Annotated in this window: 23 protein-coding genes; 6 read left to right on the plus strand and 17 right to left on the minus strand. The window is 38.5% G+C overall.

All coding sequences use genetic code 11. The features are described 5' to 3' along the window. Positions 1 to 103 precede the first annotated feature (103 nt). Positions 104 to 937 (plus strand): RMD1 family protein, encoded by an 834-nt coding sequence (locus ACJ004_RS20280; protein ID WP_410894953.1) that lies wholly within the window; start codon positions 104 to 106, stop codon positions 935 to 937. Positions 938 to 1,007: 70 nt separating this feature from the next. Here ACJ004_RS20280 and bioB read toward each other — a convergent pair whose 3' ends face one another. Then, positions 1,008 to 2,006, minus strand: coding sequence for a biotin synthase BioB (gene bioB, locus ACJ004_RS20285; RefSeq protein ID WP_410894954.1), 999 nt, complete (start codon positions 2,004 to 2,006; stop codon positions 1,008 to 1,010). 599 nt (positions 2,007 to 2,605) lie between these two features. Further along, complete coding sequence (locus tag ACJ004_RS20290) at positions 2,606 to 3,466, minus strand: alpha/beta hydrolase (RefSeq protein ID WP_410894955.1); 861 nt, start codon at positions 3,464 to 3,466, stop codon at positions 2,606 to 2,608. A gap of 328 nt (positions 3,467 to 3,794) precedes the next feature. Here ACJ004_RS20290 and ACJ004_RS20295 point away from each other — a divergent pair, with 328 nt between their 5' ends. The 4 genes from ACJ004_RS20295 (at position 3,795) to rlmN (ending at position 8,237) form a co-directional block, all read left to right on the plus strand. Continuing rightward, entirely contained in the window at positions 3,795 to 4,904 is a 1,110-nt protein-coding gene (locus ACJ004_RS20295) for a carbohydrate kinase (RefSeq protein ID WP_410894956.1), read from the plus strand. Next, positions 4,901 to 5,815, plus strand: a complete 915-nt coding sequence (locus ACJ004_RS20300) for a pseudouridine-5'-phosphate glycosidase (protein ID WP_410894957.1) — start codon at positions 4,901 to 4,903, stop codon at positions 5,813 to 5,815. The genes ACJ004_RS20295 and ACJ004_RS20300 overlap by 4 nt, the downstream gene beginning before the upstream one ends. Positions 5,816 to 6,116: 301 nt before the next feature. Further along, complete coding sequence (locus ACJ004_RS20305; RefSeq protein WP_410894958.1) at positions 6,117 to 7,088, plus strand: TRM11 family SAM-dependent methyltransferase; 972 nt, start codon at positions 6,117 to 6,119, stop codon at positions 7,086 to 7,088. Positions 7,089 to 7,169: 81 nt separating this feature from the next. Continuing rightward, entirely contained in the window at positions 7,170 to 8,237 is a 1,068-nt protein-coding gene (gene rlmN / locus ACJ004_RS20310) for a dual-specificity RNA methyltransferase RlmN (protein ID WP_410894959.1), read from the plus strand. A 113-nt stretch (positions 8,238 to 8,350) separates the two neighbouring features. Here rlmN and dgoD read toward each other — a convergent pair whose 3' ends face one another. From dgoD to ACJ004_RS20360, 10 genes are all read right to left on the minus strand, one after another. Beyond that, positions 8,351 to 9,499 carry a galactonate dehydratase gene (gene dgoD / locus ACJ004_RS20315; protein ID WP_410894960.1) on the minus strand — a complete coding sequence of 383 codons (1,149 nt, stop codon included), beginning with the start codon at positions 9,497 to 9,499 and terminating at the stop codon, positions 8,351 to 8,353. A 22-nt stretch (positions 9,500 to 9,521) separates the two neighbouring features. Then, positions 9,522 to 10,151 (minus strand): bifunctional 4-hydroxy-2-oxoglutarate aldolase/2-dehydro-3-deoxy-phosphogluconate aldolase, encoded by a 630-nt coding sequence (locus ACJ004_RS20320; RefSeq protein ID WP_410894961.1) that lies wholly within the window; start codon positions 10,149 to 10,151, stop codon positions 9,522 to 9,524. 25 nt (positions 10,152 to 10,176) lie between these two features. Next, positions 10,177 to 11,130 (minus strand): sugar kinase, encoded by a 954-nt coding sequence (locus ACJ004_RS20325; protein WP_410894962.1) that lies wholly within the window; start codon positions 11,128 to 11,130, stop codon positions 10,177 to 10,179. Between the two features lie 84 nt (positions 11,131 to 11,214). Further along, positions 11,215 to 12,081 carry an N-acetylneuraminate lyase gene (locus ACJ004_RS20330; RefSeq protein ID WP_410894963.1) on the minus strand — a complete coding sequence of 289 codons (867 nt, stop codon included), beginning with the start codon at positions 12,079 to 12,081 and terminating at the stop codon, positions 11,215 to 11,217. 43 nt (positions 12,082 to 12,124) lie between these two features. Beyond that, positions 12,125 to 15,295 (minus strand): discoidin domain-containing protein, encoded by a 3,171-nt coding sequence (locus ACJ004_RS20335; RefSeq protein WP_410894964.1) that lies wholly within the window; start codon positions 15,293 to 15,295, stop codon positions 12,125 to 12,127. Between the two features lie 28 nt (positions 15,296 to 15,323). Next, positions 15,324 to 16,211, minus strand: coding sequence for an SMP-30/gluconolactonase/LRE family protein (locus tag ACJ004_RS20340; protein ID WP_410894965.1), 888 nt, complete (start codon positions 16,209 to 16,211; stop codon positions 15,324 to 15,326). Between the two features lie 10 nt (positions 16,212 to 16,221). Beyond that, positions 16,222 to 17,007 (minus strand): SDR family NAD(P)-dependent oxidoreductase, encoded by a 786-nt coding sequence (locus tag ACJ004_RS20345; protein ID WP_410894966.1) that lies wholly within the window; start codon positions 17,005 to 17,007, stop codon positions 16,222 to 16,224. Between the two features lie 19 nt (positions 17,008 to 17,026). Continuing rightward, a complete protein-coding gene (locus ACJ004_RS20350) occupies positions 17,027 to 17,770 on the minus strand; it encodes a carbohydrate ABC transporter permease (RefSeq protein ID WP_410894967.1) in 744 nt (247 codons plus the stop codon). A 105-nt stretch (positions 17,771 to 17,875) separates the two neighbouring features. Beyond that, on the minus strand, positions 17,876 to 18,805 hold the full coding sequence (locus ACJ004_RS20355) for a carbohydrate ABC transporter permease (protein WP_410895072.1): 930 nt from the start codon (positions 18,803 to 18,805) through the stop codon (positions 17,876 to 17,878). A 58-nt stretch (positions 18,806 to 18,863) separates the two neighbouring features. Beyond that, positions 18,864 to 20,162: an ABC transporter substrate-binding protein gene (locus tag ACJ004_RS20360; protein ID WP_410894968.1), complete on the minus strand. Its 1,299-nt coding sequence runs from the start codon at positions 20,160 to 20,162 to the stop codon at positions 18,864 to 18,866. Between the two features lie 242 nt (positions 20,163 to 20,404). On the opposite strand from ACJ004_RS20360, the gene ACJ004_RS20365 reads away from it, so the two are divergent. Next, positions 20,405 to 21,643, plus strand: a complete 1,239-nt coding sequence (locus ACJ004_RS20365) for an ROK family protein (RefSeq protein WP_410894969.1) — start codon at positions 20,405 to 20,407, stop codon at positions 21,641 to 21,643. Positions 21,644 to 22,295: 652 nt separating this feature from the next. Here ACJ004_RS20365 and fabF read toward each other — a convergent pair. From fabF to ACJ004_RS20390, 5 genes are all read right to left on the minus strand, one after another. After that, positions 22,296 to 23,537 (minus strand): beta-ketoacyl-ACP synthase II, encoded by a 1,242-nt coding sequence (gene fabF, locus ACJ004_RS20370; RefSeq protein ID WP_410894970.1) that lies wholly within the window; start codon positions 23,535 to 23,537, stop codon positions 22,296 to 22,298. Positions 23,538 to 23,684: 147 nt separating this feature from the next. After that, positions 23,685 to 23,975 (minus strand): phospholipase A2 family protein, encoded by a 291-nt coding sequence (locus ACJ004_RS20375; protein WP_410894971.1) that lies wholly within the window; start codon positions 23,973 to 23,975, stop codon positions 23,685 to 23,687. Between the two features lie 731 nt (positions 23,976 to 24,706). Next, a complete protein-coding gene (locus ACJ004_RS20380; protein WP_410894972.1) occupies positions 24,707 to 24,841 on the minus strand; it encodes a putative holin-like toxin in 135 nt (44 codons plus the stop codon). 460 nt (positions 24,842 to 25,301) lie between these two features. Further along, positions 25,302 to 25,682, minus strand: coding sequence for a VOC family protein (locus ACJ004_RS20385; RefSeq protein WP_410894973.1), 381 nt, complete (start codon positions 25,680 to 25,682; stop codon positions 25,302 to 25,304). Positions 25,683 to 25,791: 109 nt separating this feature from the next. Further along, positions 25,792 to 26,310, minus strand: a complete 519-nt coding sequence (locus ACJ004_RS20390) for an SRPBCC domain-containing protein (RefSeq protein ID WP_410894974.1) — start codon at positions 26,308 to 26,310, stop codon at positions 25,792 to 25,794. Between the last annotated feature and the right edge of the window lie 16 nt (positions 26,311 to 26,326).

Genomic DNA, 26,326 nt, shown 5'->3' on the forward strand with positions numbered 1-26,326 from the left:
CTTTTTGAATCCGTTTTTTATAACACTAGAACTGTTCAAGCATGTTTTTTATAGGACAAGAATAAAATCAAGAAAAGGACAAATCACTGGAAAGGTGATAAAAGTGAAAGAGATTACCTTTAAAGCATTTGCCATTACGCATGAAATTGATTTGAACAAAATTGCCATCCATTGCGGTATTCCCAAAAAATTCACCTGGGAACAGCCACTAATCCTGAGAGGCGATATTCTAGAATCGATCCTCCATCAAAATGTAGATGATTCGCAAATGGTATTAGTCTTTTCTTTTGGCAGCATTGTCTTCATTAATCACTCACACGTGGATGAGATAACAGTCCTACTTCACTACATCCATTTCTTTGAACCAGACTTTGAAATCGAACAGGCCGACAGATATACAGACGACTACTGCCTTCATATTACTGAAACGGAGAATCTTGAATTAACCGATGAATATGTGGTTGTACCAGAATATGAGGATTTTTACCCTGAATTGATTTCTACCGTCATTGCAAAATCGGTGGCGCTTGAGAAAACAGAGGAACAACTTGGGAAAATCCATGACAAACTCGAAACCATGATTGATAGGCTGGAGAAAGGCAGACTGCGAATCGGCAACAAGGAATTGGCACGGACAACCGCGAAAATCGTGCGTCACGAGTATAATACGCTTGCTTATATCATGATTTTGGATAAGCCTGATATTACATGGACGAGCAGCACGGCCAGCGAATTTTACGACAAGATGGTCGAGTTTTTTGAGTTAAATGATCGCTATAAAATTTTGAAAAGCAAAACGGACATTTTATATAACATCATGGATGGTTTTTCGACAATTAGCCATTCGATCCGGGGACTTTTCGTGGAATGGATCATAGTAACTCTCATTGTTGTTGAGATTGGTCTGACGATCTTAGAAATTGGAGGATGGTTATAAAGGATTTATGTTTTAAAAAAGAGACACCTAATTGTCAGGGTGTCTCTTGCTTTGATTTGGTAATAAACCTCTAGCTAAGGCTAGCTTTCATTTCTTCTACAGATTCTACTTCAAATCCTAAATCAAGTAACATTTTGTGATCTTCCGTTTCAGCTTGTCCAGCAGTTGTTAAGTAATCACCGACAAAGATGGAATTGGCTGCATATAAACCCAATGCTTGGAGTGAACGAAGGTTGACTTCTCGTCCACCTGATATTCGAATTTCCTTTGTTGGATTAATAAAACGAAATAACGCCAAAACCTTTAAACAATAAAGAGGGTTCAATTCTTTTACTCCTTCTAACGGAGTACCATCAATCGCATGTAAGAAATTAATGGGAATTGAATCCGCATCAAGAGCTTTTAAGCTGTTAGCCATATCGACAACATCCTGCTTTGTCTCCTTCATCCCTACAATTACACCTGAACATGGGGACATTCCGTATTCTTTTACCGTTTCCACCGTAGTGATTCGATCATCGTATGTATGTGAAGTGGTGATGTTTGCATGATTGCTCGCAGATGTATTGATATTGTGATTGTAACGATCTACCCCGGCTTCTTTCAGTCGCTTTGCTTGCTCAGGTTTTAACAGCCCTAGACAGGCACAAACTTTCAATCCATATGTTGTCTTTATTTCTCTAACTGCGTCCACCACGTGATCTACATCTTTATTAGATGGACCTCTACCGCTCGCCACAATACAGTATGTCCCGATATTTAAATCATGTGCACGTTTTGCTCCTTCAAGTATCGCTGCCTTGTCTACCATTCTGTAAGAATTAATCGGAGCTGTCGAAATCGAAGATTGAGAGCAATAGCCACAATTTTCCGGACAGAGTCCAGATTTCGCATTCATGATCATATTAAGTTTTACTTTTTTCCCAAAATAGTGCTTTCTAATTTGGAAAGCAGCATGCATTAGTAGAAGTACGTCATCATCAGGACATTCTAAAATTGATAAGGCTTCCTGATTGGTTATTTCCAACCCATCTAACACACGATCTGCAAGATCCATCCATTTATTCATCTTTATACCCCCATTTCATTTACCGTATCCATCTGACAAATCAACAATGTTTTAGAGTTTCCTCAAATGTAAACCTAAATAATTAAATGGTTAACAATTAAATAGTAAAATCTTTAAATAACTCTGTCAATAGGGTATTGTTCTTATGCTCTAATTAAAGACAAGTCCTAGGTTCGTCGATACCCATTGATAGAACATGTCGTTAAATAAATTATAGTTGTCGAATTATCTAAGTGTAATTTCACACAAATTACTATTTTTTATTGAACTTCTCCTTGATATTGCCACATTTTTTACGTAAACAGTCTATAAAAAAACTCCAAATGACCAAACAAAAAAAAGCGGGAAAATATCCGCTTTTTTTCTTAAGGCTCTTTTCGTAAACTTTGTTGCTATTGGAGCTTTATAAGGGTCATAACTTAAGTTTCTAGGCAATTTTCGCACAGGTTCTTACGAAAAGATGCCACGAAGCATATAGGTATACGGGTTGATGAACTTATACGAAAAACAACAATCTATGCGAAAATAGCCTTTCTTAAAAATCATAACATTCAATTGAAAACTTTTTCTGTCTTTACTCACATTTTCTCGTCCCACACTTAACCAAGCTCCCTGTAAAGCACCTTTTGTTTTTTATCTATCTGATCGTCTAACCAACCAACCATATCTCCTAAAAACTCCTCTTTTCCCACTTCATCAAAGGGACGATGTTTGGCCAAAGGGTACTCATATAACTGCTTATCCTTAGATGCCACTCGGTGAAAAAATTGGTTTAATTTTGTTGGTGGTGTAATCTTATCTTCCAGTCCGTATTGCAATAATAAAGGCAGGTTAATTGACTGGGCTTGATGTTCTATGCGTGATATCGCTTCGATCAATCCACTTCCCAATCCTGGTGTAACGATATTGTGACGCAAACGGTCTGAATAGTATTTAGCACGAATAGCTGAATTTTTCTTCCGTAATTGGATCTTTCGAGATTTATTGATACGGTAGTCTGGTTTAAATTTCCCCATGAGGGTTATACCTAATTGCTCAAACGGCTTCACTTCGTAAGAAATGGCAGGAGATATAGCGATAATTCCCGAAATGCCGTCACTATGGTCTAAGGTATATTCGAGAGTCATCAATCCTCCAATACTATGTCCTACAATATACAAAGGCAGTTCAGGCTGATCCAGAAAAACAAGTTTACGGAACTCATGTAAATCTCCTCTAAAATCATCCCAACTCCGAATAAATCCCCTTTTACCAGCACTTTTTCCGTGACCTCGTAAATCAAAGGCATAAACGATATATTCGTTTTTAACCAAGCTTTCGAAAAGATTCTGCATCCCTCCGCTATGGTCCCCATGCCCGTGAACTAAAATAACTGCTGCTTTTGGAGCTGTTAATGGTTCGATCACTCGAAAGAAAAGTTCTTTTCCATCGACCCCATTAAATGTCCCTACTGTTGTCATTCCAAGTAATCCTCCTGTTACAAACACTATTAAAAAATGTATTATTGACTAATTTTACCTTAGAAAGCTTTTTAATACATTTTAGTATAAAACAAAGCAAAAGCCATCGCACTTTAAAAATATGAAATAAAAGAGACACCCCATGCCTTCAGGAAGGGTGTCTCGTTACCTAGACCGCTCGTTCTTTATAAAGATTTTACAAGGTTTTTTAAGGGAGAAATTCAATATGACGACGCTTACCTTTTTAAATAGTTTGACATTTTAAAAACTTAGATGTACAATTTAAACATAAGTTTATATTTTAAACATAAGTTTGTGAGGTGAGTTTATGCCTGAAAAGTTGACTGAAAAAGAACAAGTTATTTTCGATTTGATACGAAAGAACCCTTACATTTCACAACAAGAGCTTGCCGCAGTATTAGGCTTATCTCGGCCCTCCATTGCCAACATTATTTCTGGTTTAATTAGAAAAGGAAATATTCTAGGCAGGGCCTATATTTTAAATGAATCACAACAGGTTATTTGTATTGGCGGGGCTAATATTGACCGTAAACTTCACATCAAGGATATGGCTCAATTAGGTACCTCCAATCCAATTTTCTCCACTCAGAATGCGGGCGGGGTGGCCCGAAATATCGCTGAAAACATAGGTCGGCTTGGGTTGGAAGTGTCACTTATATCGACAAGTGGAAATGATATGGACTGGTCATTTATTGAAGAATCATCCTCTCTTTATATGAACTTAGATAATGTGGCATCATTCCCTGAAAAATCAACAGGTTCCTACACGGCTGTTTTAGATTCTAATGGAGAATTAATTATTGCATTAGCTGATATGGAAGTATATGAAGCAATCTCACCTGACTTATTGCTTAAAAATGATGTTTTACTAAGCCGTTCCAAATGTATCATAGTCGATTTAAACTGTCCGAAAGATACCATTCAATTTTTGTGTCAATTCGCCAAAAGCCATAATATACCGATCGTCTTAATACCTGTTTCATCACCAAAGATGAATCGATTACCAGATGAATTAGATGGTGTGACATGGCTCATTACGAACCGTGATGAATCGGAAACTTACTTTAACACGGAAATAAAAAATGAAGAAGATTGGAAGAACACCTTAGAAAAATGGCTTTCATTGGGAATATCTAATGTCGTCATCACGAATGGAAAAGAAGGCTCAATGATTGGTAATAAGAAAGAGGGAATATTTCATGTTCCATCGATTGAAGTTAATGAAATAGTGGATGTAACTGGTGCGGGAGACGCTTTTTCCTCCGCTGTAATATACGCTTGGTTAGAGGGCAAATCATTACTCGAAATTGCCAAAGTCGGAAGTATTAATGCCGCTAAAACGCTGCTATCAGCTTATACAGTCAGACATGATTTATCAGCAGAACAACTACAAAAAGAGATGGAGGAATTATCATGAAACAATATATTACATTATCTGAAGAAGTACGTGTCGCCAAAGAACAAGGGAAACCAATCGTTGCCTTAGAATCTACGATTATCTCCCATGGTATGCCTTATCCACAAAATGTGAAAACCGCTCGTGAAGTGGAACAAATTATCCGTGATAATGGAGCCGTTCCGGCAACGATCGCGATTGTAGATGGAAAAATTAAAATCGGATTATCCGATGAAGAGTTAGAAATGTTCGGCAAAAGTACTGATGTTGCAAAAGCATCAAGACGTGACTTAGCTTATTTACTCGCGACAAAAAAACTGGGGGCAACAACAGTAGCGGCAACCATGATCTGCGCGGAAGCAGCAGGAATTAAAATCTTCGTAACCGGCGGTATTGGTGGTGCTCACCGCGGTGCCGAGATCACGATGGATATCTCAGCAGACCTAGAAGAACTAGGACAAACAAACGTAGCCGTTATTTGTGCGGGTGCCAAATCGATTTTAGATTTAGGGTTAACGATGGAATATCTCGAAACAAAAGGCGTACCGGTTATTGGTTATCAAACTGATGTACTACCTGCCTTCTATACACGCAATAGTGAATTCTCAGTGAATTTCCGTGCCGACGACGTGGAAACAATCGCGTCTACGTTAAAAGTAAAGTGGGATTTAAACCTAAAAGGTGGAGCAGTGATTGCCAACCCAATTCCAGAAGAATTTGCCATGGATGAGAAAACTATTACTGCCGTGATTGAATCCGCATTAAGAGAGGCAGAAGAAAAACACATTTCAGGTAAAAATGTAACGCCATTCCTGCTAGGTAAAGTAAAAGAATTAACAGAAGGCAAAAGCCTAGATGCAAACATTGCCTTAGTTAAAAACAATGCAGTAGTTGGAGCAAAACTAGCGGTAAGTTTTAATAAAATGAAATAAAAACAATTTTATAGGCAACTGCTTTCAGCTTGCAGACAAAATCTAGGTTCTAGATAAGTCTGCAAGCTTTTTTTACCCACTAAAATAAGTAGCCGGTTCCCGACTATTTCTCGTATATCTTCAATAAAGCCCATCTTTAACCTACAATAATTTCCTTATCATAATTATAATCTAGCAATTTGGTGCCTGACACCGATTTTGACACCCAATTATAGGTAATTTTTAAAATTGCTTCTTTTCTTGGTATAATAGATAGTGTTTTTCAAATAACACTTGAGGTGAAGTTGAAATAAATAAATTAATGTTTGATAACGAATTGAATATGAATCTCCAAAAAGGAACGTCGTATATATATACTTTAGCCTGTTCTGAGGATGAACGCTCTTTGTGTGCTTTGGAAATGCGCTCATTATTCGGTGAGGCGTCTCAATCTAACGTCTTGGAAAGCTTCGTAAAAATTGAACCAAGTCGAAGCCCGTTTATTAAGGAAAGAATCGCGGTGCTATATAAGGCCGATAGCCTTGAGGATCTTTTTATACAGGTAGAAAATTTACAATTAAGCGGAGCAACGTTTAAAGTCACCTATGTGAAAAATAGTGGTCAGGCAAAAAGTGAACAAGAAGGATTCGAGAACCGACGTGCCATTGAACGAAAGATTGGATTACACGTCAATGGTCAAGCAGATTTTCATCAGCCCGATCAATTGTTTGGCGTCATGAATGTTAACGGAGGTTGGGTATTCGGTGAGTATGTCAAAAGTAAGTCGGTTTGGTTTCGGCATCAACAGAAGCCAAATGGTTACTCCACTGCGCTCAACACACGTGTTGCAAGAGCGGTGGTAAATATCGCCATCCCAAATCCTAACGGGATTAAAGCCATCGATCCTTGCTGTGGAATTGGAACCGTCCTAGTTGAAGCCCGGTCGATGGGAATGGATATTGTCGGAAGTGACCGCAATTCGTTGATCCTTCCTAGAGCACGAGAAAACATGATACACTTTGGTCTTAGTGGAGAAATAAACTTAGCTGATATTCGCGACATCACCAATCATTTTGATGTAGCCATCATTGATTTGCCTTATAATTTGTGTTCAGTGATAACCCCGGATGAACAGCTGGAAATGCTCCAAAGTGCACGTAGGTTTGCAAACAAAGTTGTGGTCGTTACCGTTGAACCTATCGATGAAATCCTTTTAAAAGCTGGTTTTTCGATTATTGATCGAGCCATTGCTAAAAAAGGGTTATTTATTCGAGAAGTGATAGTATGTAATTAAAAGGGCTCTATCTTTGCCTATTCATAAATAATATAACATAATCTTTAATAAGTTTTATCGTTACAGAAAAGAGGGGAATGTATGAATAAACAGTCCATATATGGATTAACTATAGATCAATTGGCTAATTGGCTTACCGAGCACGGTAAGAAGAAGTCAAGAGCACAACAAGTTTGGGAATATCTATATCGAAAGCGTGTGACCGATTTCTCGGAAATGACGGAAGTAAATCAAGCGTGTGTTCAATTACTAGCCGACAACTTCACGCTCCAAACCTTACAGGAGCACATTAAACAAGAATCAGCTGATGGCACGATTAAGTTTTTATTTAAATTGCAAGATGGCAACTTAATTGAAACGGTTCTCATGCGCCAGAAATATGGCCTATCAGTTTGTGTGACAACACAAGTCGGCTGTAACATCGGCTGCAGTTTTTGTGCGAGTGGTTTATTAGCAAAAAGCCGGGATTTATCTAGCGGGGAAATTGTTGAGCAGATTATGAACGTGCAACTGCATTTGGACAAAAAAGGCCAAGGAGAAACGGTCAGTCATGTCGTCGTAATGGGGATTGGTGAACCATTTGATAATTTTGAAAACCTATTAGACTTTATCAAGGTCATTAAAGATGATAAAGGACTTGCGATTGCAGCTAGACGTATCACCGTATCAACCAGCGGTCTTGCGGACAAGCTTATTGAATTCACGGATAAAGGGTTGCAAGTAAACTTGGCCGTATCCTTGCATGCGCCAAATAACGAACTTCGAACACGGATTATGAAAATAAATCGGGCGATTCCAATCGAAAAACTGATGAAGGCGATGGAGTATTACGTAGACAAAACAAACCGTCGAATTACGATTGAATATATTCTGTTGCGAGATGTCAATGATCATAAACAAGAAGCCGAGGAACTAGCTGAGCTTCTGCGTCCTCTAGGGCAAAAAGTCTATGTAAATTTAATTCCATATAATCCAGTTGATGAACATAGTCAATATCAAAGAAGTGAGCAGGAAGCGGTCCTGTCATTTTATGATACATTGAAAAAAGGCGGGGTTAATTGCAAAATCCGCCAGGAACATGGAACAGATATTGATGCAGCATGCGGACAGTTACGAAGTAAACAAATCAAAAAAACAGAAGCAAAATAATTTCATTTTAAAAGGTTGTGTTAAACAAGTATTTCTGTTTAACACAACCTTTTTTTATCTGTATAAAGTTGTCCCGCTTCTGCCGGTATCGACGCTGGCCCCTACACTACCATTTACCACTCAGCTACACTGCCATCACGATGGCGCCATACAGGATTTTGCCATTGATGGCCTACTTTCGCCATTTCACGGACATACGCTTCATTTACCTCAATTCCAAGCCCAGGGCCTTGTGGGATTTTTACATAGCCATCTTCATAATCAAAGACAGATGGATCTTTTAGGTAATCTAATAAATCACTGCCCTGGTTATAGTGAATTCCCAAGCTTTGCTCTTGAATAAAGGCATTATGGGCTGTTGCATCTACTTGGAAGCAGGCCGCTAGTGCAATGGGTCCTAATGGACAATGCGGAGCAGCAGCAACATCATAAGCTTCGGCCATACTGATAATTTTTTTACATTCTGTGATACCGCCTGCATGTGATAAATCAGGCTGGATAATATCGACATACCCGCCGTTTAATAAAGGTTTGAAGTCCCATCTTGAGAACATCCGCTCACCAGTCGCAATAGGAATGGACGTTAATCCAGCAATTTCTTTTAATGCTTCGTTATTCTCTGGCAATACAGGTTCTTCTATAAACAGAGGGTTAAATTCTTCGAGGGCTTTGGCCAATACCTTTGCCATTGGCTTATGCACACGCCCGTGAAAATCAATACCAATCCCAATATTTTTACCAACAGCTTCACGAACAGCTGCTACGTTTTCTAATACTCTATCAATCTTTTCATAAGAATCAATGTATTGTAATTCTTCCGTTCCATTCATTTTTATTGCTTGGAATCCTTTTTCGACACATTCCTTCGCAGCTCTTGCGGTATCACTTGGACGATCTCCTCCAATCCAAGAATACACCTTGATCGAATCGCGGCAAGCCCCCCCTAATAACTGGTAAACTGGGGCATTGAAATATTTCCCTTTAATATCCCAAAGAGCTTGGTCAATACCGGCAATCGCACTCATCAAGATTGCGCCGCCTCGATAGAAACCGCCTCTGTACATGACATTCCAATGATCTTCAATTCTTAACGGATCTTTCCCTATTAAATAGGTCATAAACTCTTCGACCGCAGCTTTTACTGTCGCTGCCCTACCTTCAATTACTGGCTCTCCCCAGCCAACAATTCCTTCATCTGTCTCAATTTTTAAGAATAACCAGCGCGGTGGGACTATGAATAATTCATAACCTGTTATTTTCATAGTTAACACTCTCCTTTAATAGTTAGTTTTGGGCAGCTAATGTAAATTGCTTTGCCTTTTCCGTTAATTGCATAAGGTACGCTTCTGTAATTTCTGTTTTGGTCTTCACCAGCGAACTGCCAATACCAAGTCCAGCAGCTCCTGCATCTAAATAGTCCTTGATATTATCTAAACCTACACCACCTGTTGGCATTAATGGAATTTGCGGGAGAGGTCCTCGAATATCCTTAATAAACTTAGGACCTAATACAGTGGCAGGAAAAACTTTAATAATATCGCCGCCTCTTTCATAGCCCTCTAAAATTTCTGTGGGCGTGAATGCCGCAGGGATGCTAACCGCCCCATATCGTTTTGTCATCTTAATCGTTTCAGGATTTAGCGTCGGTGATAAGATAAACTGAGCACCTGCAAGAAGGGCACATCGAGCAGATTCCGGATCCAAAACAGTTCCTGCACCAACAGCCATTTCTTTGCCAAATTCATCATATACCATCTCTATTGCTGAGAGCGCTTTCGGGGAATTCATGGTGATTTCAACGACTCTTATTCCTCCTTCATATAAGGCTTGAACAATTTTGATCGTATCCTTAGGACTAGCGCCGCGTAAAATAGCCACTAATTTGTTATCTAAGATTTTTTGCAGTGTACCCATTAGTAAATACCTTCCTTCTTAAAAACTATCGATTGACCTCATCATTTAAGTTAGAATCGGTAAACTGATTTAATTCCTTCCTATTAGGAAGCCCTTCTATATCCCCATTTATAGTCGTAACCATAGCACCGATTGCACAGCCTCGTTTTACTGCTTCAGCGATCGTTAAGTGATCTAGAAGCCCTGATAGAACTCCGGCAGCAAAGCCATCTCCTGCTCCAACTGGATCCACTACATTTTTCACTGTAAAACTATCTATATATCCTTTTTCAGCTGCAGTGGTATAATAAGCCCCTTTTTCACCAAGCTTTACAACAACCAGCTTTGCACCTAGAGTAAGAAAGGAATTAGCTGCCTTCTCGCAATTCCTTGTACCAAATAAAAATTCACATTCACCAATACCAGGTAAAATGATATCCGCTTGACCGGCTATTTCTAAAAGCGTTTCCCGGGCTTCGTCATCTTCCCACAGTTTCCTGCGTAAATTAGGGTCAAAAACAATCTTAACCCCATTGTCTTTCGCTATTTCGATGGCACGAAAGATTGTATCTTTGCAGGACGGACTTAGCGCTGGGGTAATCCCGGTTACATAGAGAAATTTTGCTTTAGCGATATATTCCCTATCTAGATCGGCGGGAGTAAGCTGACTAGCCGCAGAATTTTTTCGATAATAGTATATATTGACATGATCTCGATTGATGATTTCTTTGAAAAATACTCCTGTTGGTACGCTTTCATCCAAAGCTACCCTACTAACGTCTACGCCTTCTCCTCTGACTAATGTTAAAATTTGTGCTCCAAATTCATCTTGCCCGAGCCGGCTGATCCACCCTGTTTGATGTCCAAGCTTAGATAACCCAATTAGAGTATTTGTTTCCGCACCGGCAATCTTTGAAGTAAATTGGTTTAAATAGCGCATTTTCCCATGCAGATTTGGAGTAAAAAGAACCATCGTTTCTCCAAGACTAATAACATCCATGATTTCACCAACTTTCTCTGAAAAAGAGGCACCCTCCTATTATGGATGGCACCTTTTGTTGCTTTTAATCTAAGACTATATTACTTATAAATTTAACACCTGTTGCAGTAATTTTATTTCCTCAAGATTCAGTTTTCTGAATGGTTTTCTGCAATCTCCACATGGAATACCCATCATCTCAAGTCCTGCTTTTACGCCTTGAAAAACACCAATACGAATTAATACGTTAATAATTTGATTGACTTCATCCTGAAGGATCCGAGCTTCTTCTAGCTTCTGAGCTTCATATAAATTCTGGATGTGAATGAATTTTTCTGCCATAAAATTAAAGGTGCTTCCAATCGCAGCTTTTGCTCCCATAGCCAAACTTCCTAAAAATACTTCATCATGTCCATTGAAGATGGTTAAATTAGGATTTTCACTTAACATTCTCTGCATCTGAAATAAATCATAAGAAGTCCACTTTACCCCAATTACCCGGGAGTCAGTCAACAAATCACTAATATTCTGACTCGTAAATGTTACCCCCGAAAGCGCTGGAATATTATAGATAATCATCGGTAAGTTAACGTCATTCACGATGTCTAAATAATAGGACTTAATTTCCGCGAGAGAGAACTTATAATAAAAAGGTGGAACAGATGAAACTGCATCAACTTTGAGGTCAGCGGCATGCCTGGCTAATTCTATTGCATGATCTGTCGCAATACTACCGATATGTGCAATAATCTTTGCCTTTCCCCTCGCTTCATGGGACACGATTTCTAAAATAGCTTTCCTTTCCTCCACACTCAATAGAAAGGACTCCCCTGTACTTCCCCCCACATAAAAACCACTGACACCCTTATCTAGATTCAGTTTCACCAATTGCTGGAGTGCCTTCTCATTTATTTTCCCCTGTTCGTTAAAAGGCGTTATCAACGCAGGGTATATCCCATAAAACTTCTCCATCTGCGTATCCCCTCTATTAGAAATAGTATGGTAACTTTTATTCCTATTTGCCAAACACCTGAAATTCACTATGCCCAGCCCAAATCCCTTGTGGCCGTCCATTATAAATGATACGGACATATCTTGCAGACTCATTAAAGCTATCTTCTCTAACTTTATCGTTGATTTTATCACTAGTTTGTTCTGCCGCTAATCTCCAGTGATCTCCATCGGTTGACACCATAATTTCATAGCGGTAATTCCCTTCCTCTAGGAAAGTAACTCTTGTACCGGTTATTTCATGCACTTCGCCCAAATCTACCTGCCACCAGTGTCCTAATTCAGAATCGGCTGCATTCCAGCTAGTTGTTGGATTACCGTCATTTCCCTTAGAAGCTGCATAGTTCAACGACTTTTCACTATTTGAACTAGCGGGTTTCAAATAAGCTAAATCCTTTCTTCTATCCTCTTTACTTAATCCTTGATCGTCCTCAATAAATACTTCCTTCATATCCTCAACGGTTAAAGTGTGTTTAGGAGAAAACTTATCACTAGCTACATACTCAAGAATACTTCTTTTTAATTGTTTTGCTTCCAAACGCTGCTCTAAATCTCTTGTAATATCAATGGAACAGACAAGTATCTTGCCTTCGCCTACTCTTGCTTCAAATAAGTTTGTTGCTTTATGATTGTTGTAAAAGTTAGGAATAATATTAACGATTGATTCAAAGTCTGCTGGGAAATTTTCAATCGATATCGAGAATGAATTTTCAAGCAAGGATTTCCACTGGTACTGCGCGTAATCATTTGTTGGGAAGCGCTTAAACACTGGATGGTCATAGTCACAGATAATCCCACATGGATCTTTACTTAAAAAATGAACAGGACTCCAAAATATTGGGAAAAATTTACCTGCCGAAATTCCTGTTACTTTCCGTACATCGGGAAGCAATAAAACACTCATTCCATTCTGCAAATGTTCGACTACTTTCGTATCGAATTGACTGGCAATAAGGATGTCTGATTCATTTATTATTTCTTCCTCATCGATTAATGCTGTTTCCGGATACACCCAAAGATCCCAATCGTTTTTATACTCCGTGCCTTCTATTTGAAGGGAGAGACGCAGCATAGATGCTTCTTCAATCCCTTTGAAACTTACATTTTCAATCTTTCCAACACTAGACACCGTTCCTTGTGTAATCTTAACTGCATTAAATTCGCCGGAAGCAACCACCCCATTGTGATTAGTAATCTTCCAAGAAACCGTTGTATTTTCAATAGCAGCTGGACCGTAGTGGCTGATTTCAACAAGGCCCGAAAATAAGTCATTATTCGAATAGATTCGTTTTTCCGTCCTTAATATTGGTACAGTTGGAGAGCAAAACTTTCTAAACTCTTCACCACTTATAATCCCCTTTGATTTCCAAAAGGAGTTCAGCAATCCGACTGTAGCAGTGCTTTGTCCTGGAAAATCATGAAGATCTAATAACTGAAATCCGCCAAAATCTTTTGTTCTTAATGCTGCTTCGATCTCATCTTTGTATAGCTGAGCCGCTAATTTCCCCGATCCCAAAGTGAATTGTTTCGCATATTTCAGCATCTGCTTCTTTTCCAAATCCAGTTTAATAGCTTCAAAGTTTACCGGTTTCAACACTCCATTGTATAGCGGAATTTCCTCCACATCGGGATAGACCGAATATTGTCCAACCTCATGGGAAACAATCGGAATCTCTCTAAGCTTTACTCCTTCCGAGAAATCAAGCATTGTTCCCTCTACCATTTTGTCCATGAAATACTGTCCTCGAATCCCTACACCATCAACCGTTTGGGCTGCAAAGTAATCTTCAGCAGGATCTACTTTCCTATCCCAGTTCGTCATTAAGGTATAGACCATTCGATTGTCTCTTCCCCTTAACTCTGCAATGATATCATGAAGTAATCCAAAATCACCGTTTAATTCATTTCCGTTACTAAACATGCAGAAACTCGGATGATTACCGTACGTATCGATAATTCTTTCCGCTTCCTGGGGCAGATATTGATAATGACTCTTATACTTCCCTACGGTATATTGTGTCCACGTGTCCATCCACACGGGTCCTTCTACATTTAAATATACCCCTATTTCGTCTGCTGCCTCAAAAGCGGCCTCAGGAGGGCACCATGAATGGAATCTCACATGGTTTAGGCCGTACTCTTTTACAGCTAGAAATACATCCTTCCACGACTCTTTATCAGTAGGAGGAAATCCAGTCAACGGATAAATACAGCAATCCAATGTTCCCCTTAAAAACGTTTTCTTACCATTTATCAAGAATTGTCTTCCTTCTGCCTTAAACTCTTTCATTCCAAATACAATGCTTGTTTGATTGCTATGGTCCTCACTAGGATTAATGGCATTTACTTGTAAATGGAACGTATATAAATAGGGATTAAACTCATCCCAATATTGAATTTGTTCTCCCATTTCATACTTAATCTCAATCTCTTTTTTACCTGAATCAATTGTTTCATTTATTTCAATTGGAACCCCGATAATATTATGATTTTTATCAGTCACTTTTGCTGAGATAATCGTGTTTACATTGACGTCACAACCATTATTTACGATTACTTTTGCCTTTACAGAATGACTTTGAATTTCAGGATATAATTGAACTTCGCCGAAATTCACTTTATCTGTTGCTTGCAATTCCATTTTTCCAATGATGCCATTCCAGATGGTTTGTGTTTCGTCTGTATATGCACTTGGAAATGGACCGATTTTTTGCACATCTCGATTGTCAATGCGGATTGTTAACACACATTCTGTTCCAGGAACTACATGCTTTGTCAGGTCATAAACATGCGGAACGGATAGACTATCAAATGTTCCCACTTTTTGACCATTTACCCAAACTTGCGATTCAAACATGACTCTTTCTAAAAATAAAGTAACATCCTTGTTGTTCCATGTTTCTGGAATAGATATCCTTTTTTGATACCAGACGGCACCAACATAACGATGATGTTGTCTTAAGCATTTTACGGCTTCTTTCGTCATTTCTGGCTCCAATTCCAACGGCTCGCCTACTTGATTAAGGGCTGTTGTACCAGGTAATCGAAAGCCAGACTCCTGTAAAATCCTTTTATTCCAGTTTTCTTGTAAACCGATATCATTTTGATCAAGCTCATAGTTCCAAATTCCAGATAAACTGACAATATCTATGGTTTGCATTGTTTTTAATGACACTTAGAACAACCTCCTTTGAAGATGGTACTTATTTTAAAGCTTTCATTTTTTTAAAAGAATAGGAACGAGTTCCCTTTGCATCCAGACGAATTGAAAATAATCCACCTGCGTAAGGCTGCTCTTGCAATTCCTCTTCTGTCAACCCGATACTAGCTGTTGTGATATATAAAGTTTGAAGGTCCTCTCCCCCAAACACACAAGAGGTGACGAGACTTGCAGGCACGTTAATGGTAAATAGCCACTCACTCGTCACCGGGTTAATTCTTGCAACCTTGCTGCCTCCCCATAAAGCAACCCATAACATTCCTTCAGAATCAATCGTCATGCCGTCTGGAGATCCGTCAGTAATATCAAAGGTGTAGACAACATTTTTGTTGCTTATCATTCCGGATGTCTCATCAAAATCATAAGAAACAATTTGCTGTGTCGGTGTGTCAATATAATACATTTTCCTTCTGTTTACATCCCATCCCAATCCATTGGAGATGCTTACACCCGTCAAGACCTTTTCAAGCGTTCCATCTTGATGAAAACAATAAAGCTCCCCTTGATGTTTTTTTCCGTTCATATTCATAGTCCCCGCCCAGAATCTTCCCTGTGGGTCACATTTAGCGTCATTAAATCGATTTTCCTCTTCAAGTACATCAGGCTTTGCAGCTACGGTTAATTCTTCTGTTTCTTCATTATAAAAGTAGATCCCGTCCTTTAAAGCAAGGATAAGATGACCGGTATTACTTTTTGCAACAGCACATACAGGAATGGGAAATTCGATTGCTTTACCTTTCTTTGTCTCTGGGTCAAAGATGTGGAGTTTGTTTTTCAAAATATCGACCCAATACAGTTTATTTTCATCCTGATCCCAAAACGGCCCTTCTCCCAATTCTGCCCTTGCTTCGATCTCAAGCACTATGTTCATATTTTTCACCTCAACATATTTTTGAATTGTAAAGTCTGGAGGATAAGCCGCCATCAAGGGTAATGGTTTCACCTGTCATTTTTTCTGAATCCTCTGACCCTAAAAAAACGGCTAAATTCCCAATATCTTGTGGAGTACAAATTTTTCTATGTGCATGTAGGTTCAGCACTTCCGCTTCCACTTCTTCCGGATTCCCCTGATTAAGGAGCCATGTTCTATAATGCGGTGTATCCGTAAATCCAGGGCAAATAGCATTTACTCGAATGTTCTTCGGCCCTAAGCTTAATGCCATACTTCTTGTCATGGCGTTGATGCCGCCTTTTGCCGCTGCATAAATTTCCGTGTTTGGCAATGTGGCAATGGAATGATTGGAGGAAATATTAATGATAGAACCTCTGCCTGCTTCAATCATGTATGGAACAACATATTTACTGCAAAGGAAGGTCCCCCGTAAATCTATGTTAATAACATTTTCCCAATCATCTAGTGTCGAATCTATCAACGATTTAAATAATGTTATCCCGGCATTGTTTACTAGAATATCAATTCTCCCGAAGAAATTTACCGTTTTCATTACCATTTCACCGATACTTTGTTCAGATGAAACATCCGTCTGGATAAATAATGCATCTATTCCTTGATTCTTTAACTCACGTTCTAACAATAAACCCTCTTCTTCTTCAATCGTGGCAATAACCACTTTTGCTCCTTCTTCTGCAAAGCTAAGTGCAATTCCTTTCCCTATCCCTCTTCCTGAGCCTGTTATCACAGCTACTTTGTTGTCTAAGCGCTTCAATGCTTTCCACTCCAATCTTTTACTTAACAGAACCATTTGTTAATCCAGCAATAAAATGCTTTGCCATAAAGATAAATGCAATTAAAATCGGTAAAATGCTTAGCGATGTCCCTAACATGACAGCTGGTATATCCGTTGAATACAGCGACCTTAAATTTGTTAAAGCTATCGGAAGAGTAAGTTTTGATTCATCGGTCAAAACGAGTAAAGGCGTTTGAAAATTCTGCCACGAGTTTAAAAACGTTAAGATCCCTAATGCTGCAAGTCCTGGACGAATCAACGGAACGACTATGGACCAATAGGTTCTCAGGTCAGAAGCCCCATCAATTTTTGCAGCTTCATAGGTATCCGTCGGAATGGCTCCTCTAATGTACTGATACATCCAAAACACTCCAAAAGCATTGGCAGCTGGGGGGATAATTAACGGCCAATGCGTGTCAATCCAACCAAATGATTTCATAATCATGAACCATGGAATTAATCCAGCCATTGGCGGAATCATAATCGAACCAACCATTATTCCAAATAAAATTTTCCTGCCTGGAGCATTTGTATACTTGCAAAATCCATATGCTGCAAAACTACTAATAAACAAAACCAAGAGCGTCTGAAACCCTGATACAAATATGCTATTCCAGAGATTTTGGAAGAATGGAATCCCTTCAACCAGCCTTTGGAAGTTATCTAACAATGAATCCCCAAATGTAATCGGAGGCGGAAATTTATAAACATCTTCCCGGCTATTCGTACTTAAAATAACCATCCAAATTAAAGGGATTATAAAAAAAATTGAAAGCAATGCGACAAATATGTTCACAATTATTCTACTTAATCGGTTTGCTGGCCCATCTAACATATTTCACACATCCTAATCTCTTTTTCTAAATAATTTAGAGTTTATTAACGTCACAATTAAGATAATTCCAAACAAAACATATGATGTTGCTGATGCTAAGCCAAAGTTAAATTCTTGAAATGCCGTATTATAAAGATACATTCCCATCGTTGTTCCTGATTGAAGGGTTCCTCCCGTACCATCTGTGAGGACAAACGGTTCATCAAATAACTGTATTCCACCAGTAGTTGCCGTGATCAGACTTACTAAAATAACAGGAGCCATCATTGGAACGGTAATGGAACGAATAATTTGTAAACCCTTTGCACCATCAATCTTTGCCGCTTCATATAACTCTTTCGGAATGGTTTGGAGTCCAGCCATGAAAATAATAAAATGCCATCCCGTCCATCTCCAAACAATCATTAGAATAATAATTGGTTTAATCCAGAACGGGGAGTTAAGCCAATTAATGGTTACATCATTTTGAGTAAAAAGGCTCAAAAACGCGTTAACTAAGCCGGCATTCGATGAAAACAAAATGCTAATAATGATGGAGGTTAAGGCCGGAGCAACCAATAGGGGAAATAAAAACGCAATTCTATAAAAGCCTTTCAATCTCCGAATATAGTAATTCACCAAAAATGCCAACAAAAAGGCTAAGCCTAACGTTATTATTGTTGAAAAAAACCAGATATATAGGGTATTGAACAATGATTTCCTAAAAACAGGATCATTAAATAGTTGAATATAGTTCTTTAAACCAACGAATTCAGGTAAACTGATTCCGTCCCATTTTGTAAATCCAATAAAAAGAGAAGCTATGATTGGAAAAGCATTGAATACTAGAAATAGAAGAAAAAAGGGAGCGATACTAATATAAAGAAATAAGTAATCTTTTTTCTTATAAAATTTACTTTTTTTATCTAGTGCTTGAATTGGGAAACTAGTTTCATTTTTCATTTGCAACAAAATCGCCTCTCTTAAAAAGAACGGTGAGGATTTCTCCTCACCTATTCTATTAATTTTGTACTTTAGCCTTGATTTGCTTCGTTACATCTTTCAAGGCTTCATCCACGCTCTTTCCACCATGAGTAATATTCGTAATCATCGTTTCAATAGCTTCTTTTGCAATTGGATCATTTGGGTTCGTAATAGGTGCATGCATTTCACTAGAAACTTGACTAAAGATTTCATTTAAAACCTGATTCGCAAAAAATCCATCAGGCTGTTTAAGCCATTCAGCTTGTTGTGCATCTACCCATGCTGGATACAAATCATTCTTGGTATACATTGTTTCTAATGAGTCTTTATTTTGCGTTACAAATTGAATGAATTCCCACGCCGCATCTTTATGCTTGCTTGACTCTAACATTCCAATGAAATCCCCGCCATTATTGAACGCACTAACCCCATTGTATTCTGGTGCTAAAGTAACTCCCCATTTCCCATCCGTTCCTTGCGCAAAAACATCCTTCAACAGCCCGCCAAACCAGTTACCTATAAAATATGTAGCGACTGTTCCATTTTTCATGGTAGCATTCCATTCCTCTGACCAAATTTTATCAAATGGAGAGACAATTCCTTCTTTATTCGCTTTGTCTACATATTCTAATGCCTTAACCGCATCAGGCTTATTAAGCTGTAGTTTGCCTTTTTCATCAAAATTGGATATGTTCGCTTGATTTAAAATTGTTGAATAAAGTTCATTAGGGGTAGCAACCATCCATTGTTTATCTTTTTGTGTTAATTTTTTACCAACTTCTAGGTAATCATCCCACGTTTTCATAAGTTCATGGACCTCTGCAGGTTCTGTAGGCAGTCCAGCTTTTTCAAACAAGTCTCTTCGATAAAACATGGCTCCTGGTCCTGTATTTTTTGGAAGAGCGAAAATCTTACCATTTTCCCCATTTACATAATCCCAAGCGAAATCAGCATACTTCCCTTTTAAATCTCCTGCATTATATGGAGCTTTTGAAAGGTCTACAAAACCGTTACTTGATTTAAACTTCGCCACACTGCCAATTTCAATCATGGCAACATCTGGCCCTTTTCCAGATACTAATCCCGATAACAATTTTTCAACATAATGATCATTTGCAAATGCCTGTACTTTTACCTTGATATTAGGATGTTCCTTTTCAAAAAACGGAATTGTTTTTTCAAAAGTCTTATCATTGTCCGGCCACGTCCATACTGTTAACTCTACTTTTTTACCGTCTTCGTCTTCATTTGCCCCGGTACTGTTTGAGCATCCACTAATTATAAGTGCGGCCAACATACTAATTACCAAAAATACGATACCTGCTTTTCTTTGCATCTGAATCCCCCTATCTTTAATTGTAATCGCTTACTAAACTCATTTTATTAAATTGACTTTAATAAATCAATTGTTTTTTTGATTTTTCTAAAAATTATTCTTTTATAGAGGAAAATAGCAATTATTTACACAAAAACAAATTGAATACTCTATATTTTTACGATAGAATTAACGGAGATAATACTTTTTATTAAAGTTACTTTATTAAAGTTATTTTCAATAAAAGATTGAGGTGGATTTTTTTGCATTATACTCCAACAAAACTAACTCGCGATGCTATGCGAATATATAATCAAAAACTTATTTTAAAGCTTACCCAAGATTTTGGCCCAATCTCAAAAGCTGAACTATCTAAAATTACTCAACTAACAATTCCTTCCGTTACTGACATTTTGTCCGAATTAGAGTTTTTTGGCATCGTTCAAAACATTGGTCACACTTCCATAAAAAGAGGCCGTTTTCCTGCTCTCTATCAATTAAATAGTAAAGCCATGAACTTTATAGGCATTACAATCGGTTCCACATCAATAAAAGCGGCTATTATCAATTTAGAAAGTGAAATTATGGATTTCCAAACCGTTCCATTACCTGCAAATCCTATTCCTGAAAATGTGCTTAACGAAGTAGTTTATCTGGTTAATAAATTACGAAAAACCGATTGTACAATCTATGGTATTGGTTTAGGCATGCATGGAATCGTTGATTTTATAAAAGGAATCTCTATTTATCCCCCTCACTTAAATTGGGACTGCTTCCCTATCGGAGAGAAATTATCACAAAAAGTGAATTTACCCGTATTGGTTGATAATGACTGTAATACCCTCTTACTAGCTGAACGGTGGTTTGGAGAAGGGAAAGATACAAATGCATTTATCACAATCAACGTAGATTATGGAATTGGCGCTGGTGTGATGATCCAAGATCACTTGTTTCACGGGGTGAACTTCGGAGGGGGTCAAATCGGGCATACCATTGTTACTGAGGACGGACCAAAATGTTCATGTGGAAACTATGGTTGTTTAGAGGCTGTCGCAAGTGAGCCGGCCCTATTAACAAGTATCTTAAAAAAAATAAAAAAAGGTTTTCCAACGAAACTAACAGAGATTACAAATAATCCAGATACGCTCACAATAGAGCACATCTATGAAGCCGTTGAATTGGGTGATGAATTGGCCATACACGAGCTTCAAACAGCTGGCCGATATATCGGAATTGGGATCTCGACCATGGTAAATTTATTTAATCCTCAAAAAGTCATCTTAACTGGAGGAATATTAAATGCTAAAGATATCGTCCTCCAACCACTTAAGGATGCTGTATATAAACATTCTTTAAAAACGAATACCGAAAAGCTATCACTTGTTCCTTCGAAATTAGGAAAACATGCAGAGGTAATTGGGGCCGCTACACTTTGTATTAACGAGGTATTTAATGGGGAACAATCGATTGAAAATTTATTTAAACATTCCAATAAGGAATAATAAATGGTGTGCGAAGGGGCCAGTTTCAATGGCCATTTTATACAAAAAAGACCTAGTCATTCTTTGAAACTAATAGAAAGACAGGTCTTTTTATGTTGAATCAGATGTCGATGCTATTTTCGACATCCTTTTCTCCATTTCCCGGGAAAAATCCTTTTGATATATGGGCTTATCTTTAATCTAATCAAACGTTTGGTTAGTAAGGAAAAATCAGCTACTCTGTCGAAGTGTGATTAAATACCGAAGAAACCACTTTTATCGACTTTTTTCTTATATTTTAAAAAAATCGGTGTAATCTCGCTAATAAAAGGACTGGAATCGCTGATAAATCCCTATAATTTGCTGATAAAATTGAATCGAACTAGTTGTCTATGTGTAATTCCCTTGTAATTGGTAATCAAAATTGTTTTCGCAAATAAAGATGGGAGTTTCGCAAATAAACCAAGTGTTTTCGCAAATAAATCCTACTTTTTCGCAAATAAAAGGCAAACGTCGTTTTTGACCTTCGATTTAATTGGTTGAAATATATCAAAAAGCATATTTTTAAATAGATCATTTTCATTTAGCGAATAAATATCATCTCCTTTTGCAAAAACGTACAAAAAGGTATCTAAATGATATTTAGACACCTTCGTTTTAGTTACTGCTAATGTTATTCGTTAAACTTTTTAAATATCAATGTGGCATTATGGCCGCCAAATCCTAATGAGTTGGTTAGCACAACTTGAAGATCCTTCTTCTTTGCCACGTTGGGGACATAGTCTAAATCAAGTTGTTCATCCGGGGTTTGATAATTGAGTGTTGGCGGGATGATTCCTTCCTTGATGGCTAAAACAGAGAATATGGCTTCGATAGCCCCTGTTGCTCCCAACATGTGACCGGTCATCGATTTGGTGGAACTAACCGATAAATGATAGGCGTGTTCTTTGAATACCTCTTTAATGGCTAACGTTTCATATAAATCATTATAATAAGTGGATGTCCCATGAGCATTGATGTAGTCGACTTGCTCAGGGGAAATATCCGCATCGTCTAATGCTAATTTCATTGCCCTTCCCGCACCTTCCCCGTCTGGTGAAGGTGTGGTAATATGATGGGCATCACCGGTCGCACCATACCCTATCAATTCTCCATAAATCTTAGCACCACGGGCAATCGCGTGTTCTAATTCTTCTAGGACCACTATTCCTGCGCCCTCTCCAATCACAAATCCATCACGATTCTTATCAAATGGACGGCTTGCTGTGTTCGGATCAGGATTTTTGGAGAGAGCAGTCATATTAGAAAATCCAGCAATGGTCATCTCCGTAATCGTTGCTTCTGTTCCACCGGCAATCATCATATCCACATCCGCCTTTTGAATGACGCGGAATGCATCACCGATAGAATTGGTACCTGACGCACATGCGGTTACCGAACAATTGTTGATACCTTTTGCACCAAGTGCAATCGAAACTTGTCCAGCTGCCATGTCTGGGATAAACATTGGAATCGTAAACGGGTTGACTCTTCTTTGACCCTTTTCAATAAATTTCCGATGCTGTTCCTCGAACTCACCTAAACCGCCAATTCCTGAGCCAATCCAGACACCCACACGTTCAGGTCGAATATCCTCTCCAATTTGGATCCCAGCATCCTTTACAGCCATTTGACTTGCTGCGACAGCAAACTGGCTATAACGCCCCATCCTTCTCGCTTCTCGTTTATCCATAAACTCTTCTGGTGCAAAGCCTTTAACTTCGGCTGCGATTTTGACATCGACTTTTTCAACATCAAATATGGTTGCTGGCCCAATCCCTGATACACCATTTTTAATGTTTTCCCATGTTGTTTGAGCATCATTCCCCAAAGGTGTGACTGCTCCAATACCTGTAATCACTACTCTTTTACTCATTTAATGCTCTCTCCCACCCATTTATTAGGTACCTACAAAAAAATTCATTCCTCTATAGTGTAACTAATTCAGAGTGGTTGGACAAATCGAGATTGGATTATCTTCAGATTTAAGTGATATCGTTTTAATAATTTAACAATACAGCAACTATTTTGGACAGGTAAACGTTGTTTTCAGTTTCATGAATCCGTACATAAGACGTGCATGTCTACCTTTTTGCGTATGAGGATTGATTTTTGAACTGAGGCATTTCATAAATTGCTTATCACAGTAACAAGGGGAGTTCCCGCGGCTCAGACAGCGATCATGATGGTAACAGCAGTTATCCACATCATTAATAGGTCTTCCCGGCCCGCTGCAACCTGGCCCACACCATCGATACCCTGGAAAAATACAGAGCGGGAGCAGACTCTTTTTTTTACGTGTCAATATCTCCACCTCCTATAAATTAATTACTATATTAATATGAAAAAATATAAATCCTGATTAGACTAGTATTCTAAAAAGGTGCTTGCCTCCGGCTGTTGGGATAGTAAGTCGGTAGAAGAACAGTAATTAAATCCTCCTATTCCCGTAGGGATTGAACAAATGATTATTTGTTAAAGCTTGCAGGTACATGGTTCTCTAACAAGCTATGTTGGAATATAAATAAACATATAGCTTTAAATTTATTAAAATTTCACTTGAAAGGGGAATCAATTCTTATGGATTTTTGCATTTCATGTGGGAGTGAACTGTGCAAGTATGAAAGGAATAGAAGTGAATGTTGGGAGTGCATGGATACGACCACGGAAGCCTATACAGAAGAGGAATAGCTTATGTTAAAGACATGAAAATATAAATGGCCCCTATTCCTATATGGAAACGGGCCATTTGTATATTTATTTAGCAATGGTCTTATTGACTGACATCAGGTTCCAAATTCAGATACTATCATCCATCTACCTCTTCACCTATTTTTTTAACACATAAGTCATTTAAAATTGTTTATTTTAGAGTTCATGGTTATAATAAATATATATAACATATAATAAAAAAGGCCCCAGCGGGTAACTGAGGCCTAGATGCACAGCAAGACTGCATAAAGTGCAGCGGCGTTTTTGAAGTAAATAAGTAGTCACAAAAAGTAACCCTTTATCTTACAACATCCGGCCAGATGGTAAGTGGGGTTACTTTTTTGTGTTAGTAACCGCGATTACTGCGACGATTAGAGAAGCGAATGCTATCATTATCTCTATTGCGTCTTTAATGGTAATCACCAGCGTCACCCCCTTTCTATCTCTAAGGGAATGGCCGCTACCCACTATACCGAATTGCTATGCATCCTTATTATACCAATGTAGGCAAAAAATGCATAGATTAACCGCACTTCTGTTCGTATTAAATCGCTCAACAACATACTAAACGTTTCATTATGATAATAAATATATAGCTGACCCTATATTTATACCATCCTGTCATTCCCATGAATGAAGCAATGAACCGGCTATACTTGCTGCAGCTAGAAGCAAGTTCGGCCAATATGGCCCTTAACATAAAGAAAGAGCACAATTCTTACTGCAGAATTGCGCCCGATTGCGGAAGATCGTTTTACGTATGTTGGCTGTACTTTTATTCCTGAAAAGCCCTCGTTTGTTCAATAAGAAATAAGAGGTTTAATATTAATTTAGGAGGATAGAAAAATAATATATAGGATTAGGTTAACTTTATTACTATAAATCCAAAACACCGTCCAACAATGAACGGTGTATTTTTCATTGTGGTTTACTTTTTTTCCATGACTGCAAAGTAATTTTCTTCATTATCGGCAAAGTTAAATACCCTACCAGAAGGCATATTTACAATTTCACCGACTTTGATATTTTTATTGGATAAATCGGTATATAATTCATCAAAGTTTTCCGAGAAAAACATTAACGAAGGCGTACCAAGATTTAATCCAGGTGACATTTTAGCAACGAATTCCTTATTGTGCAGAATGATGCTTGTTTCTGAGTCCTTTGTTGGAGCCATTTCAATCCATCTCATTCCTTGACCGTTATCTTCATTAGAAATTACGCTAAACCCTACTTTTTTTGTCCAAAAATTCACTGCCTCATCTTGGTTATTTACATACAACATAATTTGACCGACTTTACTAATCATTGATTTTTCCACTCCCTTGTATAAGTAATTACCAAACTCCATGCTCCTAATCATTACTATAAATATAGTTTTCTTTACTGTACCGGCCTGCCGTGCGCGTGGTATTTCCTTATTTCAGGTGCTGAAGAACTTCTTCCAGGCGGTCCCAAGTTTCGGTGATTCCTTGCATCATGCCCATGTCAGTGACGGTCTTGAGTGTCTCCGCCGACACATATTCAGCACGGTTGATCAGCTTCGTCTTGCCGCCGCCCAAATCGATGAATTCCAATGTAACATCAGACGATGGCATGGCATCATTCGTATTGCCTTCGGCATCCGAGAAGAAATCGACGTAGATGATCTTCTCAGGCTCGATAATCTCCTTATAAACCCCTTTTCCCCAAGATTCCATACCGAAAAATTCACCTTGGTTTTGATCGACGCACTTCATGCAGTAGTGCCAAACGCCGCCCGACCGGAAATCCACGTTGCATACAGGAAGCTCCCAGCCTCTGGGCCCCCACCAGCGTTTGAGATGCTCGGGGTCTTTAAACATATTGAACACGAGGTCGCGCGGCGCATCGAAAATCCGCTCCAGCACAAGTACCCGATCGTTCTCCACCCTTGAAATCATAGTGTTGTTGGACATTTCCATTCCTCCCAAT

The organism is Neobacillus sp. 204 (genome assembly GCF_046562815.1).
Lineage (GTDB): Bacteria > Bacillota > Bacilli > Bacillales > Cytobacillaceae > Neobacillus.

Coding starts and splice junctions, on each gene's coding strand:
- rlmN (WP_410894959.1), top strand. CDS start 7,170: ATGAATAAACAGTCCATATATGGATTAACTATAGATCAATTGGCTAAT.
- bioB (WP_410894954.1), bottom strand. CDS start 2,006: ATGAATAAATGGATGGATCTTGCAGATCGTGTGTTAGATGGGTTGGAA.
- ACJ004_RS20340 (WP_410894965.1), bottom strand. CDS start 16,211: ATGAACATAGTGCTTGAGATCGAAGCAAGGGCAGAATTGGGAGAAGGG.
- ACJ004_RS20290 (WP_410894955.1), bottom strand. CDS start 3,466: ATGACAACAGTAGGGACATTTAATGGGGTCGATGGAAAAGAACTTTTC.
- ACJ004_RS20355 (WP_410895072.1), bottom strand. CDS start 18,805: ATGAAAAATGAAACTAGTTTCCCAATTCAAGCACTAGATAAAAAAAGT.
- dgoD (WP_410894960.1), bottom strand. CDS start 9,499: ATGAAAATAACAGGTTATGAATTATTCATAGTCCCACCGCGCTGGTTA.
- ACJ004_RS20305 (WP_410894958.1), top strand. CDS start 6,117: ATGTTTGATAACGAATTGAATATGAATCTCCAAAAAGGAACGTCGTAT.
- ACJ004_RS20330 (WP_410894963.1), bottom strand. CDS start 12,081: ATGGAGAAGTTTTATGGGATATACCCTGCGTTGATAACGCCTTTTAAC.
- ACJ004_RS20295 (WP_410894956.1), top strand. CDS start 3,795: ATGCCTGAAAAGTTGACTGAAAAAGAACAAGTTATTTTCGATTTGATA.
- fabF (WP_410894970.1), bottom strand. CDS start 23,537: ATGAGTAAAAGAGTAGTGATTACAGGTATTGGAGCAGTCACACCTTTG.
- ACJ004_RS20385 (WP_410894973.1), bottom strand. CDS start 25,682: ATGATTAGTAAAGTCGGTCAAATTATGTTGTATGTAAATAACCAAGAT.
- ACJ004_RS20350 (WP_410894967.1), bottom strand. CDS start 17,770: ATGGTTATTTTAAGTACGAATAGCCGGGAAGATGTTTATAAATTTCCG.
- ACJ004_RS20325 (WP_410894962.1), bottom strand. CDS start 11,130: ATGGATGTTATTAGTCTTGGAGAAACGATGGTTCTTTTTACTCCAAAT.
- ACJ004_RS20320 (WP_410894961.1), bottom strand. CDS start 10,151: ATGGGTACACTGCAAAAAATCTTAGATAACAAATTAGTGGCTATTTTA.
- ACJ004_RS20300 (WP_410894957.1), top strand. CDS start 4,901: ATGAAACAATATATTACATTATCTGAAGAAGTACGTGTCGCCAAAGAA.
- ACJ004_RS20360 (WP_410894968.1), bottom strand. CDS start 20,162: ATGCAAAGAAAAGCAGGTATCGTATTTTTGGTAATTAGTATGTTGGCC.
- ACJ004_RS20390 (WP_410894974.1), bottom strand. CDS start 26,310: ATGTCCAACAACACTATGATTTCAAGGGTGGAGAACGATCGGGTACTT.